Source organism: Lentibacillus sp. JNUCC-1, assembly GCF_009741735.1.
In the GTDB taxonomy this organism is placed as follows: domain Bacteria; phylum Bacillota; class Bacilli; order Bacillales; family Amphibacillaceae; genus Lentibacillus_B.
Genome location: NZ_WHOH01000001.1, coordinates 1510592 through 1525284, shown reverse-complemented (window position 1 = coordinate 1525284; position 14693 = coordinate 1510592). Strand labels below are relative to the sequence as shown.

Here is a 14693-nt window from a genome sequence, read left to right as displayed (position 1 = left end):
TCACGCTATCACGCACTTTCTGGTTTCTCTTCGGTTTGTTTTTGTGTGATGCCTTTGACTGGTCGATTGAAAAATTTAGCGCGAATCGTCCCGACAATGCCAAGCGGGAAGAAGATGACGACAAGGATATAAATCGTACCGTATAAAATAATCCACCGCTCGAAAATCCAGTGTACATCGGACAAGCCTGACAGCCAGTGATGGGCAAATTCCACAAGTCCTGCCCCAATGATCGGCCCAATCAGTGTGCCGACACCACCGATAATCGTCATGAGCAGCACATCAATCGTTACTTCAGTGGCAAACACACTTGTGTCCACAAATCTGAGTGACAGAATATACAGCACACCAGCGATGCTTGCAACAAGTCCTGAGACGACGCTTGCCATGACTTTGTAATACACCACGTTAAAACCGAGTGACGCGGTTCGTTTTTCATTTTCCCGGATCGCCATGAGCACCCGTCCAAACGGGGAGTACGTCAGCCGTCTGAGCCCGAAGAATAAGAGCACCAATGCAGCCAGACTGATAAAGTACATTGTCAGCGAATCCCGCAAAAAGGGCGGCAGACGAAATGTGAAACCATCGTTTCCCCCTGTCAGAGGTGTCCATTTTTCTGCAGCAACTAAAAATAATCCAGCCAGCGCAAGGGTGAGCATGGCATAAAAGTGACTTTTCAGGCGCAGTGTGAGCACCCCGACAATCAAACTCACCACGCCGGCAATCACGAGCGCAATGACAACTGACAACAACACTGCGCCGAGGGTTGCCTCAAACCGGTCCAGCACAATCGCCGTTGAATAGGCTCCGATTCCAAAAAACATCACATGTCCAAACGAAATAATGCCTGTGTAACCGAGCAGCAGATCATAGCTCATGGCGAAAATGGCAAATACGAAAATCTGAATCAGCAGAAACTGCATGCTCCGGCCAGTCACGAAAAAGGGCACCACACATAGTAAGCCGGCGATCAACAAATAGATCCAGGTGCTTTTATCCACATTGCGTATGTTCATTAATCATCATTCCTTTCCCCAAGGACACTTTTCCAAATATCACGCCTTGGCTGTGAACAGGCCCTGTGGTCTGAAAATAAGAACCGCCGTCATTAACAGCATGTTTGTGGCCAGAGACAAAGCCGGAACATAATAGGCCATAAATGCCTGTGTCAAGCCAACGAGCAGTGCCGCAAACAGCGATCCGCGGAAACTCCCCATACCGCCGATGATGACGACGATAAAAGCAAGAATGGAGAATTCCAGCCCCATTTCTGCATATAACACACCGGAATACGGCGCGTGCAGCACACCACTTAATGCTGCCAGAGCGGATCCAAGCATAAACACAGCGGTAAACACCAGCTTAATATTGATGCCGAGTGACTGGACCATTTCCTTATCGATGACCCCAGCCCGGACAACGAGTCCAATCCGTGTTTTACTGAACAGGTAGGAAGTGGCGATAAACACAAACAGTCCCAGTAGAATAATAAATAATCGGTATTTAATAAACACCACATCCCCGACCACAAAACTCCCGTCCAGGAAAGCTGGCGGCGAAACTGCAATTTGATGTGGTCCGAAGACGACTTTGATCACTTCTTGGAGAACAAGCATAAATCCAAGCGTGATCAGAATCTGCTGGATGTGATTGCCGTATACCGGTTTGACGATCACCTTTTCCATGATTAACCCGAGGACAAGTCCGGTTGCAATCGCCGTCACGATCGCAACTGTGAAACTGTCGGTTAAGTGATAAAACCAGACGCCACTGTATGCGCCCCATATGAACAGCCCGCCATGGGCGAAGTTCAGCACATCCATCAGCCCAAAGATCAGTGTCAATCCGGAAGCAAGGAGGAATATGAGCATGCCTGTCGCCAGACCATTGATTCCCAAGGTTACAAATAAGTCCATTTACATCCCCCTCCTACGAGATTCCCAAGTATTTATGCATCGTTTGTTTATCTTCTTTCAGAGCATCCATCTCACCACGATGAACTGTTTTACCATCATCAATGATGAAGAAACGATCACCAATGCCGCTTGCCATCATAAAATTCTGTTCAACGAGCAAAATCGTAGTCCGTTCTTTCATCTGCTGGATGGATTCCATTACTTTTTCCACAATGATTGGAGCCAAGCCTTTGCTCGGCTCGTCAATCAGCAAGAGATCATTTTCATTAATGTACGCCCGTGCGATTGACAGCATCTGCTTCTGCCCGCCGCTCAACTGACCGCTCGGACGGGACCAGAACTTTTTCAGATCCGGGAAAAGGTCCATAATCCAATCTAGTCGTTCTGCCGTCTCCGCGTCTTCACGTTTCATGGCGACACGCAGGTTTTCTCCGACAGTCAAATCTCCAAAAATCCCCTGATCCTCGGGCACATAGCCAATCCCTTTGTTGGCAATGATGTGTGGCTGTTTATTGTGGATTGGTTGGTCTTTATAAGTGATGGCGCCTGAAAAAGTTGGGTTCAGCCCCATAATTGTCCTGAGCGTCGTCGTCTTGCCTGCCCCGTTTCTGCCGAGCAGCACCGTCACTTCCCCGTTTGGCACGTCAAGCGACACGTCGTGCAATATGTGATACTGTCCGATATGCGCCCGGACGTTTTGCAGTTCAAGCAAATTGTTCATCGTAAGCCCCTCCCAAATAAGCCGATTGTACCGTTTCATTCTTAACAATCTCTTCCGGTGAACCGTGTGCAAGCAGCTCCCCGTGAAACAGCACAAGCACTTCATCGGACAAGTCCATAATCATATCCATTTTATGTTCAATCAGCACAATCGTCCGGTCTTCCCGGGCATGGATTTCTTTAATGACGTCCATGATGACCGGGACTTCTTCAACCGCCATTCCTGCTGTTGGCTCATCCAAAAGCAACACATCTGTATCAAGTGCAAGCAGCATCGCAATTTCGAGTTTCCGCTGCTCACCATGCGCAAGATTCACGGCCAGTGCGTCTGCTTTGTCTGCCAGGAATACACTTTCAAGCAGATGATGGGCTTTTTCATGAAATTGTTTATAATGGCGGAAATGGGCAAAGATCTGGTAACGGACCTTGGCATTGGATTGTACAGCAAGCCGGACATTTTCCAGTACGGTCAGGTTCGGGAAAACATTCGTAATTTGGAATGACCGCCCAATTCCAAGCCGGGCTCTGTTTGTAGCGGACATTTTGGTAATGTCACGGCCTTTGTAATAAATCTGACCGCGTGTCGGGGCCAGTTCCCCACTGATCAGGTTAAACAGCGTTGTTTTTCCAGCACCATTTGGACCAATAATCGACGTCAGCTTCTTCTCCTCTAAAGCAATAGACACCCGATCCACCGCCGTATGCCCCCCAAACTTAATCGTCAAACCCTTCGTCTCCAACACAGCCGACATCAGCATACCCTCCTCTCAATTTCAAAACTCTTTTCTAAAATAATGTTGTTTTATAATTAACACTTTAATGAATGATAGATACGAACCAGAAAAAGACTTGACATACTCAAGATGAGAGCATCGTGATTTGCGCTGCGGGAAGTCGCTTTAACTTTATAACAGCTCAAGTGCGACATCTGTTCAAGAAAATCACTTTCACAGTGTCTTCTAGCCAAGGGGCCTGCAGGACGCAGGTCGTTCGATGTTGGCGCAGGACGCGCCGGTTTTAATCGAACATCCCCTAACGCCTCCTTGCCCCGGCAAGGGGTATGTCGACGTTGCCCGCAAAGGGCGGTTTTAGTCGACCCTCCCTAATGTAACGCTGTGGGGTCTTCGGACTCGTGCTGTTCCCGCAGGAGTCGACTCCCTCCGCTCCAATCACTCTATTTAATTCAGTGGTTGGACGGTTCTACTCACATAAGAGTTAAAGAATAGCCTCTCATACCTAGCTCGGGGAAAACACGGAGACTCCTGTGGGATGCAAAGCCTCGGTGAGACCCCACAGCGCGGTAGCGCGAGGAGGCTCAGCAGCGCCCGCGGAAAGCGCAGTGTTTTCCCCGAGCGATGGCCAGAAGCAGGTCTTCAGTCATTAGCTTGCACATCGCAGTTCCCAGAAATTGTGCCTTAGTGATTAGACACAGCGTAGACGTTACTAGATTTTTCAAAAAGAAAGGAGGTGTTTTAAGATTGACTTGGACACCTCCTTCCGCTTGTTTATTGGTTCATAATCGGTGGTGCGGTTTCTTCTGGTGTCAGGACGCGTTCAAGGACTGGGACTGGATAGTCGACGCCGTCTTGTTCTTCAAGTGTAATCGCATACAATTCCTGCAAAGCCTGATGGTCTTCTTCACGGAACGTCATCGTGCCCTTAGGCGTATCAAACGACATGCCTTCCATCGTTTCAATCAGCGTATCAGCATTGGTGTCGCCATCAGTCTGTGTCAACGCATCAACAATGGCAATGGCTGCACTCATGCCGCCTGGCGTAAACAAGTCCGGCACATCACCGTCGTACTTTTCCTTGTGTTTCTCGACAAGCCAGTCATTCACTTCATTGTCTGGAAGCGTGTGATAATACACGGTAAAGCCTTTCATACCGACAAGCTGCTTCATCGTTGCCAGTGCCGCAATATCAGGGGCACCGGTTGTAATCTGAATGCCTTTGTCCTGCAGTTTCATATCAGAAATCTGATTCCACGGCGTGTTGGCTCCTGCCCAAACAACGAACAAATAATCCGGATCTGCTTCAATGATCTTCTGGATATTCGCTGTGAAATCTGTTGCGTTCTGGTCAGCGTATTCTTCATGTGTGATATTAGCGCCGAGATCTTCTGCTGCGGTGACAAATGCTGATACACCGTCACGGCCAAATGAAGAATCCGGTGCCAGTGTGGCTATATCTACCCCATCACCTGCAATTGCCGCCGCTGCCGCAACCGCATCCTGAGTGGAGTTCCGGGCTGTCCGGAAAATGTAATCATTGTACTCAGAACCTGTGATGCTGTCAGCCACAGCTGGCTCAACCACCATGATCCGCTCATACTCTTCGGCGAGCGGCGTTACAGCGAGTGTGTCACCTGAACTGGATGAGCCCATAAGAAAGTCAACTTCCTCATCTTCTAACAGCCCGAGTGCTTTTTGCCTAGCGACTTTGGGATCTGTTTCTGTATCTTCGTAAATCACTTCAATTTTCTTGCCGGCAACTTCCATTGTGCCGTCTGTGGCGTACTCGAGACCCAGCTCAAAACCGCGTTTCGTCTGTTCACCATATGATTCCAGTGCACCTGTCAGCGAGGCCAGAACGCCAATTTTTACTGCACCCTTGTCCCCGTCGCCGGCGTTCTCACCGGATGCTTCACCTTCTTCACCGCCGCAAGCAGATACAATCAATGTCATTGCAACGAGCAGGCTGAACAACAACCCCCATTTACGTATCACCTTCATTTGATTTCCCCCTTGAATGGTAGTGACATGAGTATACCGCCCACCAGTTACAGAGAAGTTACAACTGTTTAAAGCGGCAACACCTTGAGTATCCTTCATACATATTTTTTGCTCATTAAGAAAAGCTAAATAAAAACATTAGATCCAGGAGGCAATTTATGAACTCTAATAAGCCAGAATTAACATCATCGGAAATTGCAGCACTATGGAGTCAATATCAAAGTGATTCAATGAGCGTACAAATCATCAGCTATGCACTGCACCATGCGGAAGACGAATACATACGCTCGGTATTGGAATTTGCTTTGAGTTTATCACAGGAACATGTTCAGCTTACAGAAAACCTGTTTGGTGCTGAACAAATCGCTATACCTGAAGGCTTTTCAGCACAAGATGTCAATTTAAATGCACCTCGGCTTTACACAGACAACTTCTTTCTCTTGTATATCCAGAACTTAGCTAAGCTGGGGTTGGCCGCTTATACGATGGCTATGTCAAATGCGGCACGCTTGGATATTGTTCAGCATTTTAAACAGTGCCTAGGCACCTCTGCTGAGTTATTGGAACGGGCAACTCAAATCAAATTGGACAAAGGTATTTTTGCAAGAGCGCCCTTTATTCCAAAACCGAAAATGGCTGACTATGTTAAGGAACAGGATTACCTAAGCGGCGGGTGGTTCAGTGATAAACGTCCGCTGAATGCGATTGAAATCTCAAACTTATATTTTAATATTGAAAGAAATGAAGTAGGGAAAGCTTTAATTATGGGATTCAGCCAAGTGGCGCAATCACAAGAGGTACGAAAGTATATGGCAAAAGGCCGGGATATTTCTGAAAAGCATGTGGGGATCTTTAGCAAAATCATGAAAAATGATTATTTGCCAGTTCCTTCAACATGGGACGGACAACCCACCGATGCAACGGAATCCCCATTTTCCGATAAGCTCATGATGTTTCACATTACGACGATGAACGCCTCAGGCATTGGACAGTACGGAGCAGCGATAGGAGCAAGTCAAAGGGCGGATCTTGTGACCGCATATACCCGTCTCACAGCGGAAATTGCCAAGTACGCCAAAGAAGGTGCAGATCTGATGATTCAAAATAACTGGTTGGAAAAGCCTCCACAAGCGGCAGATCGGGAGCAAATCGCAAAGAATAAAGAATAGAACGGATTGGCTTCGAAATGACTTGGAGGGTTATTTGGATGGACGACGGTTCATTTAAGAAAAAGAAGCGGGGATCAAAAAGGAAATGAATTGTTGATCACAAGATGAGTGCGTGAAAAACATACTCTGGGAACATTTTGCTTTAGGCGTAGCAAAAGTGAAAGCAAGCGGCTGGTGTTCCCGTGCATTAGAGAAAGGCGGACCTGTTAATGGTTTTTATCTTGAGTTCCATTATCTTGTTTTACATCATTATTTTTATGATGCCGAAACATATAACAGGTCTGGATATGTATGCAAATGCTTTGTTTGCGCTGCTTTTAGTTTTAATTGTTGATATATACCTGGGCCTTAAACTGGATCTATATGGGTATTTCGCCATGGGCGTTATAGACTGGAGAGGCTTAATCATTCACTTAGGTGTGTTTCCGGCTTACAATATTATTTTCTTGAATTTCTTCCCTAAAGTAAACCGTTATAAACTGGTGTATATCTTGGCTCATTCGTTGATTGCACTTGCTTATGAATGGACCACGTTTAAAGTAGGGGTTTTCTATTATAATGGGTGGCTTCCGGTGTATTCTGCTATAGCCTATCCCTTTATCTTTTTAATTCTTCTTTGGAATTATAAATTGCTACGCATATTAAAAAAACGCGCCTGAGATTTGGGGTACGGGCACGCGTCTACCAGCACCCCATCAATCAATCCGGACGTGTTCAGATTCTATAATCAAATGGTACATATCCTGGGTCGATGCCATCGGCTCCACACCGAGTTCACCGTCCAGAATATCGCAGCACCGTTCATACCAGCGGATCGCCTGTGGACGGTTGTCTTTCTGATAGTAGCTGTACATCATTAACCGGTAGGCTTCCTCCCAGGTCGGATCTGTTTGGAGAATGTGCTCACACCATTCGATGCAAGCCGTAAAGTCGAGAAGCCGGACAAACAACTGGGCCATCTTTTCCGCACCGTGCAGGTATAAGAGCTGGAGCCGCTCCCGTTCACTCTGAGACCACTCCGCATGCGGCATGTCGGCGAGATAAGCCCCTCTGTAATACTGCAGCCCTTTTTCCAGCAAATCTTTGGCATGTTGCATGTCTTTTTCCTTAATTCCGGCATTGACCATATGTTCAAACGTCACGACATCTAGTTCACAGCTTCTGTCGGCATGGAAAACGTAAGCACTGCCTTTTCGGGTGATAAAAAAGGAGTCTTCCCGAGCTTTGCGATTGGGCTCGAGTGTTTTGAGGAGGGCATTAAACGTAACTTTAAATTTCTTTCCGGCTCCATCTTCGGTTTCATCTGGCCACAGAGCGTCATAGATCTCCGACTTTTGCACAGGTCGTCCTCGGTTCGTAATGAAGAGTCCAAACAGTTCTTTGGATTTTTCACGCTGCCACTGGCACGGTTCGTCTTCTGATTTTCCGAGCACGACCTCAAGTCCGCCCAGTGTGTCGATCATGAGGGTGTAACCAGGGTGATTCGTCATACCCTTGTCAATTTCAAGTAATTCAAATAGTTTTCCGAGATAATACGGTGCAAGTTCTTGCTGTTTTGCAGTCATCAGCATTGGGACTAGGTTTTGCATGTCTCTCGGGCCAAACGTCGTCCGCCGCAAGATGAAAAAGTCGTAGTCCCCAGCTTCCATCTCTTCAAGAAACAGCTTCATTGCCGCTTCGAACTGGTCTTCCGCGCCGGTCTGCTGGGCAATATATGCTTGCCAAAAGCCGCACACCATCAGAATATAGCGGTCACCACAGATCAGCATGTCTGCTTCAACATCACGAAAGACAGCCTGTGCTGCAACGTATTCACCCTGGTATACATATGTCAGACCCGTGCTTACTTTGATTAGGGCACTGAGCCAGCGGTCGTTGACTTTCTCCGTCTCCTGCAACCCGTTCCGTGCATGACGCTCTGCCTGATCAAACTGATGATCGGCCGCGTACACGATCGATAAACCCATATGCGGCTCGGCTTTCCCGCGAGAGACATTGATTTTTTCCATGATCCCGAGTGCGGTCTCGTAACATTCACGGGCCAGATGTTTGTCATATCGGTCCAAAAGCTGAACCGCATGCCCCATCCGCATCCAGCCACATGCCTCGACAAATGGAGACTGAATGGCGAGTCCAAGATCAATGCCTGCTGCGGCATGGGCCTTGCTTGCTTCGGCATTCCCCATAAACGCTTCAATGATCGACAGCAATATATCTGTTTCCCGGTGGGCTTGCGGCAGGTGTTTATGTGTGAGACTCGGTGTGGTTTGCTGGCGTTTCTGGAGTGTGGCTTTGGCTTTGGCCAGTTTTCCTGTTCTAAGGTAGATCCGGGCTTGAAGATTGCTGTTTTCAAGTGTCAGTCCTTCTTTTTCAGCCCGGCCCAACCATGCTTCAGCTTTGGCCGCATAACCGGAATTCAGCAGATTCTCCGCCATGAGTATGTACAACTTGCCCATATCTTTCTTAGGGGCGTTCGCCTTTTCCCGCATATCAATCGCCTGTTTGATGAACCGTTCGGCCTTGTCCGGCTGGATCGTATCAAGATAGATCCGTGCTTTGCCTTCAAAGGCGAGCCCCATTAAATCAAAATGCTGCTGATCATAGCCGGGGACAATCCGAATGATTTGCTCGTAATGTTTCTCCGCTGTTTCATACAGCGACCGGTACCGTTCTATTTCTCCCTGACAAAAATACAGAACCGGGTACATTTCTTTGTACCTCTCCGGCACTGTCATCAGCATGTCGTACAGGGCTTGCAGACGCCCGGACGCAAGCATATCCATTCCGTGCTCATGCAGCAGCTTGGCCACTGCTTCATCAGACCCGCGTTTTTGCTGATGAAACATAACCAGGTCAGTCGCACCCTGGCGTTGATAATAGACTGCTGCCCGTTCGTGAAGCTGATCATGCGCCTCAAGGTCGTTTTTTTCCAAGCGATTTTCCAGGAAGGCTTTGAACAGCGCGTGATAACGGTAAGTGTCCTGGTTCCCTTGTGCAATAAACACATTGCGCTCAAGCAAGTCCCGCAAAACGGTCTGGGAATCTTGACGCAGGAGTACCGCATCACATGCGTCAGGTGTCAGCACGTCCAAGACGCTCGACTGCAGCAGAAACCGCTGTATATCGGGCGGCTGCTTTGCCAGCACTTCTGCAGCCAAATAATCGAACAAATCCTTGAGTGAGTTGTGCCGATTGGCAAGGACATATGACGGAGATTGGCCGCTTGCCAGTTGTTGTGCCAGCATATTGAATGCAATCGCCCAGCCTTCTGTCAAGTCAGATATGCTGTCCACATCCGACTCTTCTACTGTGAGGCCGTACACATCTTCCAGCATAAATTGCATTTCATCTGTTGCGAGTGTCAAATCCGCCTGAGAAATCTCCAGCAGATCACCTTTCACCTTCATCGTTGTTACGATATCCCACTGCGGCTTCTTGCGCGTGGACAGAACGAGGTGCAGGTTGTCCGGCATATGTTCAAGCAGCAGCAAAATCCACGCTTCTATTTCCTGAGATGCTGACACATGATGAAAGTCATCCAAGATGAGGATGATCGTCTTCTGGTGGCGGACGGTTTCGTTAATGAATGCCGAAACGAGTGTATACACATCCTCTGTCTGTGCATACCCGTCAATTTGTGCAATCTCATCGAGCAGCGCCCCGCCAAATGAAGGGTGGTGTTGCTTGATCGCATGACAAACCTTTGTCAAAAACGGAAAGATATCATCGTCATTTTTGGAAATCGTGTACCATGATGGCGTGTGGCTCAAGTCTGACGCAAACGCAGCCAACGCCGTGCTTTTCCCGTAGCCGGCCCCTCCGTGCATGAGTGTGACCGGCGCCGATGGAATGTCCTGAAGCTTTTTATTCAATAGACGCCGCTGCACCTCTCGTCCCCTGTTGGCGGGCGGTGCAAACTGGCTGACGATGATCGGTATGTGTACCATCACGAAATCTCCCCTTTAAAACATTTTACCACATTTGCAACCGCTTTCTACTATTCTATTACAGCAGAAAGTGTTTTTATTCCTTAATTGCAGATATGCTAAATCCCCATCAGTTCACGCAGTTCTTGCTCATTTGTGACGAGATCTCTTACCGTATAGCCATCAAGCACAGTAAAAAAGGCATGTAGAGCGTGATTTAGTGCGTGTTTTAACGTGCAACCCGGTGAGATTACACAATGATTGGTGTCTTGATCAAAGCATTCCAGAATTGTAAAATCACCTTCGAGCATGCGCACAATCTTCCCCACATTCATTTCTTCAGCCGGCTTGGCGAGTCGTATGCCGCCATAGCGTCCGCGGACTGATTCAATCAATTCAAGCTTGGTCAGCTGGTGCACAATTTTGCCGAGGTGATGGGTGGAAATGCCATACACATCGGAAATCTCCCGGATGCTCGCCAGCTCATCTTCCGGCTTCATCGCGGTAAAGATCAACACACGCAGCCCATAATCGGTATATTTTTTCAAGTTCATTAGAAACGTCTCCTTGTTTGTTACCATCTTCACATAATTGTAACACAAACCTTGGTTTACCCTATTGAGATAGTGTTAACGCCATTATACAATAAACATGTATTCAAAATACATCTTTAAAAATTAAAGGAGTGCATCCTTATTATGACAACTCAAACGACTTCCGTATTGGACCATGAAACAAGAGATATTATTAAAACAACCGTACCTGTTTTGCAGGAACATGGAACTCAGATTACCAAACGTTTTTATGAATTGATGCTCGGCAATCACCCTGAACTGAAGAACATTTTCAACATGACCAACCAGCGAAAAGGCGATCAGCCCAAGGCACTTGCCAACACGGTATACGCCGCTGCTGCCAATATTGATAACCTGGAAAACATCCTCCCTGTCGTAAAGCAAATTGCCCATAAACATAAGAGCCTCAACATCAAGCCGGAACAATATCCGATCGTCGGCAAGCACCTCTTGCTCGCCATTAAAGACGTGCTCGGTGATGCGGCCACTGACGACATAATGGAAGCCTGGGAAAAAGCTTACGGCGTGATTGCGGATGTCTTTATCAGTGTTGAAAGAGATATGTATCAGGAGGATTTGAACAAGGTCGGCGGATGGGTAGACTTCCGCAACTTTAAAGTCGTGAAAAAGGTTGTGGAAAGTGACGTCATCACGTCCTTCTACCTGGAGCCAGTGGACGGCGAACCGTTTCCGGCTTATGAACCCGGCCAGTATATTACCGTTAAAGTGAACGTAGACGGCTCACCATACACCCATCTGCGTCAATACAGCTTGTCTTGTGCTCCGGGAGAAGGCCACTACCGCATTTCTGTCAAGCGTGAAGACGGACTGAACGGGCTCCCAGACGGTGTTGTTTCAACGCATTTACATGCCAACGTGGATGAAGGCAGCATTCTTCCAATCAGCGCACCAGCCGGAGACTTCTTCTTGGACCAGTCAGACCATCGACCGTTGGTGCTCATGAGCGGCGGTGTCGGCCTGACCCCGATGATGAGCATGCTCGAAACCGCTGTGCGCACACAGCCCGAACGCGAAATCATCTTTATTCATGCAGCTCAGTCCAGCAAGGTCCATGCCATGAGAGACCGTGTGACTGAGATCAGTGAGAAACATGCTAATGTGAAAAGTTATGTCGTCTATGGTTCCCCTTGCGAAGGTGACGCATGTGACAAGGAAGGCTATATTGACGCAGAATGGCTTGGCAATGTCGTGCCAACAAACGATGCCGCCTTTTACTTCTGCGGACCAAAAGGCTTCATGCGTGCGGCTTATCAGATTTTAAAAACACATCATGTCAGTGATGCTGATATTAACTTTGAAATCTTTGGGCCAGCTGAGGATATTACGGCGTAGTATAGGCTGCCGAATTTGTTTTGGAAGCGCACAAAAGCAAAACACGTGAAGGACGACTTAGGGTCGTGTTCACGTGTTTTTTTGTGTGGTGATGAATCGTTCATTATTAGACCAGGTCCAAGTTGGTACTCGAAGTAGTTGCGCTTGCTTGCTTAACACGAGGCAATGCTCTCGTATTAAGCACTTCTGCTCTCGTAATGCATGGTCTTGCTCTCGTAACAACCACTTCTGCTTTCGTAACGCGCGGTCTTGCTCTCGTAACAACCACTTCTGCTCTCGTAACGCGCGGTCTTGCTCTCGTAACAACCACTTCTACTCTCGTAATGCACGGTCTTGCTCTCGTAGCAAGGGCTCTTGCTACCCTTTTGCAAGATTAGATCCCTTCCACTTCCCGGCCAAATTCCCCTTCAAATACGATTTCTGACAGCGGGTTTCGGGATGATGGTTTCTCACGCTCACGGAATTGTTCCGGAAGTGCTTCCGCTGCACCTTGATAGCCGATGGCAGCGATGTGGTTGATTTCGTATTCATCCGGGACTTCCAGAACTTCGCGGGCCTTCTCCCGGTCAAACCCGCCCATGCCATGGGTTGCAAGCCCGAGCATTTTGGCTTGGAAAGCAATGCTTGCCCATGCTGCACCTGTATCCATCTGATGAAATGGATTTGGCCGGCCATCTGGCATGGTCTTTTTTGAAATGAACAGAATTAGGACCGGGGCTTGCTCACACCATGCACGGTTGCTGTCAAAAATGAATGAGTGGAATTTTTCGCGGTCGGCTTTTGTTTGAGCGATGATAAAACGCCATGGCTGCCAATTCGAGGCGGACGGGGCCCATTTGGCCGCTTCCAGAACGCTGTGTAACACTTGCTTGGGAATTTCTTTATCGGTAAATGAACGTGGTGACCAACGCTCAATGAATAACGGATCAACATCATATTCGGGAATACGCGTGTTTTCAATGGAATGGTCAGTTGTCATAATCAATCTCCTCACATCAAAATATCTTCCTGCTTAGTATGACGCAAAAAGCCTTTTCGATCACATGATCTGCTTATATTTGAACTCGAATGATAGGCAGGCGTTGTGATGTTTTTCACGGTTACCCTTATGAGCAGATGGTATAATGATCCCCATTATGCCACAAAATAACGTTCAACCGTGAAATGGGGTTAAATGATGATTAACGTATTCAAACAGCATCTTGAAGATTTCTTTCCCGGGTATTTTGCATTGGTGATGGCGACCGGGGCCTTGTCAATCGGTAGTCATTTGCTTGAGATGACAGTGGTTTCCAAGGCTTTGCTTTTTATCAATATCGGTGCCTATCTCATATTGTGGGTGATTACGCTGCTCCGTCTGGGTTGGTTTCCAACGAGACTCATAGACGATCTGACAAGCCACACCCGCGGTCCATCTTTCTTCACGCTTGTGGCCGGCACCAGTGTGTTTGGCAGCCAGCTAATCATTGTCGGCGGGCTTCATACGGTGGCATTTTATTTGTGGGGACTGGCGGTGCTGTTGTGGCTGGTGATCATGTATACTTTTTTCTTCGCTGTGACGGTACGGCGGGACAAACCGACCCTTGCTGAAGGCATTAACGGCGCGTGGTTGATTGCTGCGGTGGCGACACAATCTATATCCATACTTGGCACACTTTTGATCCCTTTTGTGAATCATGGTCAGTCAGTCGTCCTGTTTTTTACATTATGCATGTACTTTCTCGGATGTATGCTCTATCTGAACATTATTACGTTAATTTTCTACAGGTTCACCTTTTTAAATTTAAAATTCTCAGCCCTCACGCCGCCTTACTGGATTAATATGGGGGCAGTGGCGATCACGACATTGGCGGGGTCCACGCTGATCCTTCATGCCGAGCATTGGGAGCTCATCGATGAAATCACGCCCTTTCTCAAAGGATTTACATTGTTTTTCTGGATCACGGGCTCATGGTGGATTCCATTATTATTCATGCTCATGATCTGGCGCCATGCGGTGAACCGATACCCGCTCACCTATGATCCGCAGTTATGGGGGATGGTGTTCCCGCTTGCTATGTATACAACGAGCACGTTCCAGTTATCAAAAGCGCTTGATTTTGGGCCGCTAACGGTCATTCCGCACTTCATGGTGTACGTGGCGCTCTTGGCATGGGTTTTCGTTATGCTCGGACTTGTTCATCATTTGTATAAAGATGTTTTGGTGCGACAACCGCGTTGAGGGTTTTGGCGGGAGAACGGATATCGGAAATTTGGGTAGCGATATCGGAAATTTTGGCTTGGATATCGGAATTTCCGA

At 47.7% G+C, this 14693-nt stretch carries 13 protein-coding genes; 5 read left to right on the top strand and 8 right to left on the bottom strand.

What is annotated here, in order from left to right; genetic code table 11:
* Nucleotides 1-8: 8 nt before the first annotated feature.
* From JNUCC1_RS06895 to JNUCC1_RS06875, 5 genes are all read right to left on the bottom strand, one after another.
* Entirely contained in the window at nucleotides 9-1016 is a 1008-nt protein-coding gene (locus JNUCC1_RS06895; protein WP_156644700.1) for a branched-chain amino acid ABC transporter permease, read from the bottom strand.
* Nucleotides 1017-1055: 39 nt separating this feature from the next.
* The gene (locus tag JNUCC1_RS06890; protein WP_156644699.1) at nucleotides 1056-1916 is read right to left on the bottom strand and encodes a branched-chain amino acid ABC transporter permease; all 861 of its coding nucleotides are present in this window, start codon (nucleotides 1914-1916) and stop codon (nucleotides 1056-1058) included.
* A gap of 13 nt (nucleotides 1917-1929) precedes the next feature.
* On the bottom strand, nucleotides 1930-2637 hold the full coding sequence (locus JNUCC1_RS06885) for an ABC transporter ATP-binding protein (RefSeq protein WP_156644698.1): 708 nt from the start codon (nucleotides 2635-2637) through the stop codon (nucleotides 1930-1932).
* A complete protein-coding gene (locus JNUCC1_RS06880) occupies nucleotides 2621-3388 on the bottom strand; it encodes an ABC transporter ATP-binding protein (RefSeq protein WP_156644697.1) in 768 nt (255 codons plus the stop codon). Before JNUCC1_RS06880 ends, JNUCC1_RS06885 begins: the two co-directional genes overlap by 17 nt.
* A gap of 753 nt (nucleotides 3389-4141) precedes the next feature.
* Nucleotides 4142-5371 (bottom strand): substrate-binding domain-containing protein, encoded by a 1230-nt coding sequence (locus JNUCC1_RS06875; RefSeq protein WP_156644696.1) that lies wholly within the window; start codon nucleotides 5369-5371, stop codon nucleotides 4142-4144.
* A 158-nt stretch (nucleotides 5372-5529) separates the two neighbouring features.
* On the opposite strand from JNUCC1_RS06875, the gene JNUCC1_RS06870 reads away from it, so the two are divergent.
* Entirely contained in the window at nucleotides 5530-6540 is a 1011-nt protein-coding gene (locus tag JNUCC1_RS06870) for a DUF3231 family protein (protein ID WP_156644695.1), read from the top strand.
* Nucleotides 6541-6749: 209 nt separating this feature from the next.
* A complete protein-coding gene (locus JNUCC1_RS06865) occupies nucleotides 6750-7199 on the top strand; it encodes a hypothetical protein (protein WP_231784082.1) in 450 nt (149 codons plus the stop codon).
* A 36-nt stretch (nucleotides 7200-7235) separates the two neighbouring features.
* On the opposite strand, the gene JNUCC1_RS06860 is transcribed toward JNUCC1_RS06865, so the two are convergent.
* The gene (locus JNUCC1_RS06860) at nucleotides 7236-10487 is read right to left on the bottom strand and encodes a BTAD domain-containing putative transcriptional regulator (RefSeq protein WP_156645436.1); all 3252 of its coding nucleotides are present in this window, start codon (nucleotides 10485-10487) and stop codon (nucleotides 7236-7238) included.
* 98 nt (nucleotides 10488-10585) lie between these two features.
* Complete coding sequence (locus JNUCC1_RS06855; protein WP_156644694.1) at nucleotides 10586-11020, bottom strand: Rrf2 family transcriptional regulator; 435 nt, start codon at nucleotides 11018-11020, stop codon at nucleotides 10586-10588.
* 144 nt (nucleotides 11021-11164) lie between these two features.
* On the opposite strand from JNUCC1_RS06855, the gene hmpA reads away from it, so the two are divergent.
* The gene (gene hmpA, locus JNUCC1_RS06850; protein ID WP_156644693.1) at nucleotides 11165-12394 is read left to right on the top strand and encodes an NO-inducible flavohemoprotein; all 1230 of its coding nucleotides are present in this window, start codon (nucleotides 11165-11167) and stop codon (nucleotides 12392-12394) included.
* Between the two features lie 197 nt (nucleotides 12395-12591).
* Nucleotides 12592-12771, top strand: a complete 180-nt coding sequence (locus JNUCC1_RS18210) for a hypothetical protein (RefSeq protein ID WP_197431658.1) — start codon at nucleotides 12592-12594, stop codon at nucleotides 12769-12771.
* Here JNUCC1_RS18210 and JNUCC1_RS06845 read toward each other — a convergent pair.
* Entirely contained in the window at nucleotides 12768-13373 is a 606-nt protein-coding gene (locus JNUCC1_RS06845; RefSeq protein WP_156644692.1) for a nitroreductase family protein, read from the bottom strand. The genes JNUCC1_RS18210 and JNUCC1_RS06845 overlap by 4 nt on opposite strands.
* A 195-nt stretch (nucleotides 13374-13568) precedes the next feature.
* Here JNUCC1_RS06845 and JNUCC1_RS06840 point away from each other — a divergent pair, with 195 nt between their 5' ends.
* A complete protein-coding gene (locus JNUCC1_RS06840; RefSeq protein WP_156644691.1) occupies nucleotides 13569-14615 on the top strand; it encodes a tellurite resistance/C4-dicarboxylate transporter family protein in 1047 nt (348 codons plus the stop codon).
* Nucleotides 14616-14693 lie beyond the last annotated feature (78 nt).

Excerpts from the sequence above, each read along its gene's own strand:
- JNUCC1_RS06875 (WP_156644696.1), bottom strand. The coding sequence starts at position 5,371 with ATGAAGGTGATACGTAAATGGGGGTTGTTGTTCAGCCTGCTCGTTGCA.
- JNUCC1_RS06860 (WP_156645436.1), bottom strand. The coding sequence starts at position 10,487 with ATGGTACACATACCGATCATCGTCAGCCAGTTTGCACCGCCCGCCAAC.
- JNUCC1_RS06840 (WP_156644691.1), top strand. The coding sequence starts at position 13,569 with ATGATGATTAACGTATTCAAACAGCATCTTGAAGATTTCTTTCCCGGG.
- JNUCC1_RS06890 (WP_156644699.1), bottom strand. The coding sequence starts at position 1,916 with ATGGACTTATTTGTAACCTTGGGAATCAATGGTCTGGCGACAGGCATG.
- hmpA (WP_156644693.1), top strand. The coding sequence starts at position 11,165 with ATGACAACTCAAACGACTTCCGTATTGGACCATGAAACAAGAGATATT.
- JNUCC1_RS06865 (WP_231784082.1), top strand. The coding sequence starts at position 6,750 with ATGGTTTTTATCTTGAGTTCCATTATCTTGTTTTACATCATTATTTTT.
- JNUCC1_RS18210 (WP_197431658.1), top strand. The coding sequence starts at position 12,592 with ATGCATGGTCTTGCTCTCGTAACAACCACTTCTGCTTTCGTAACGCGC.
- JNUCC1_RS06855 (WP_156644694.1), bottom strand. The coding sequence starts at position 11,020 with ATGAACTTGAAAAAATATACCGATTATGGGCTGCGTGTGTTGATCTTT.
- JNUCC1_RS06885 (WP_156644698.1), bottom strand. The coding sequence starts at position 2,637 with ATGAACAATTTGCTTGAACTGCAAAACGTCCGGGCGCATATCGGACAG.
- JNUCC1_RS06870 (WP_156644695.1), top strand. The coding sequence starts at position 5,530 with ATGAACTCTAATAAGCCAGAATTAACATCATCGGAAATTGCAGCACTA.
- JNUCC1_RS06880 (WP_156644697.1), bottom strand. The coding sequence starts at position 3,388 with ATGTCGGCTGTGTTGGAGACGAAGGGTTTGACGATTAAGTTTGGGGGG.
- JNUCC1_RS06845 (WP_156644692.1), bottom strand. The coding sequence starts at position 13,373 with ATGACAACTGACCATTCCATTGAAAACACGCGTATTCCCGAATATGAT.
- JNUCC1_RS06895 (WP_156644700.1), bottom strand. The coding sequence starts at position 1,016 with ATGAACATACGCAATGTGGATAAAAGCACCTGGATCTATTTGTTGATC.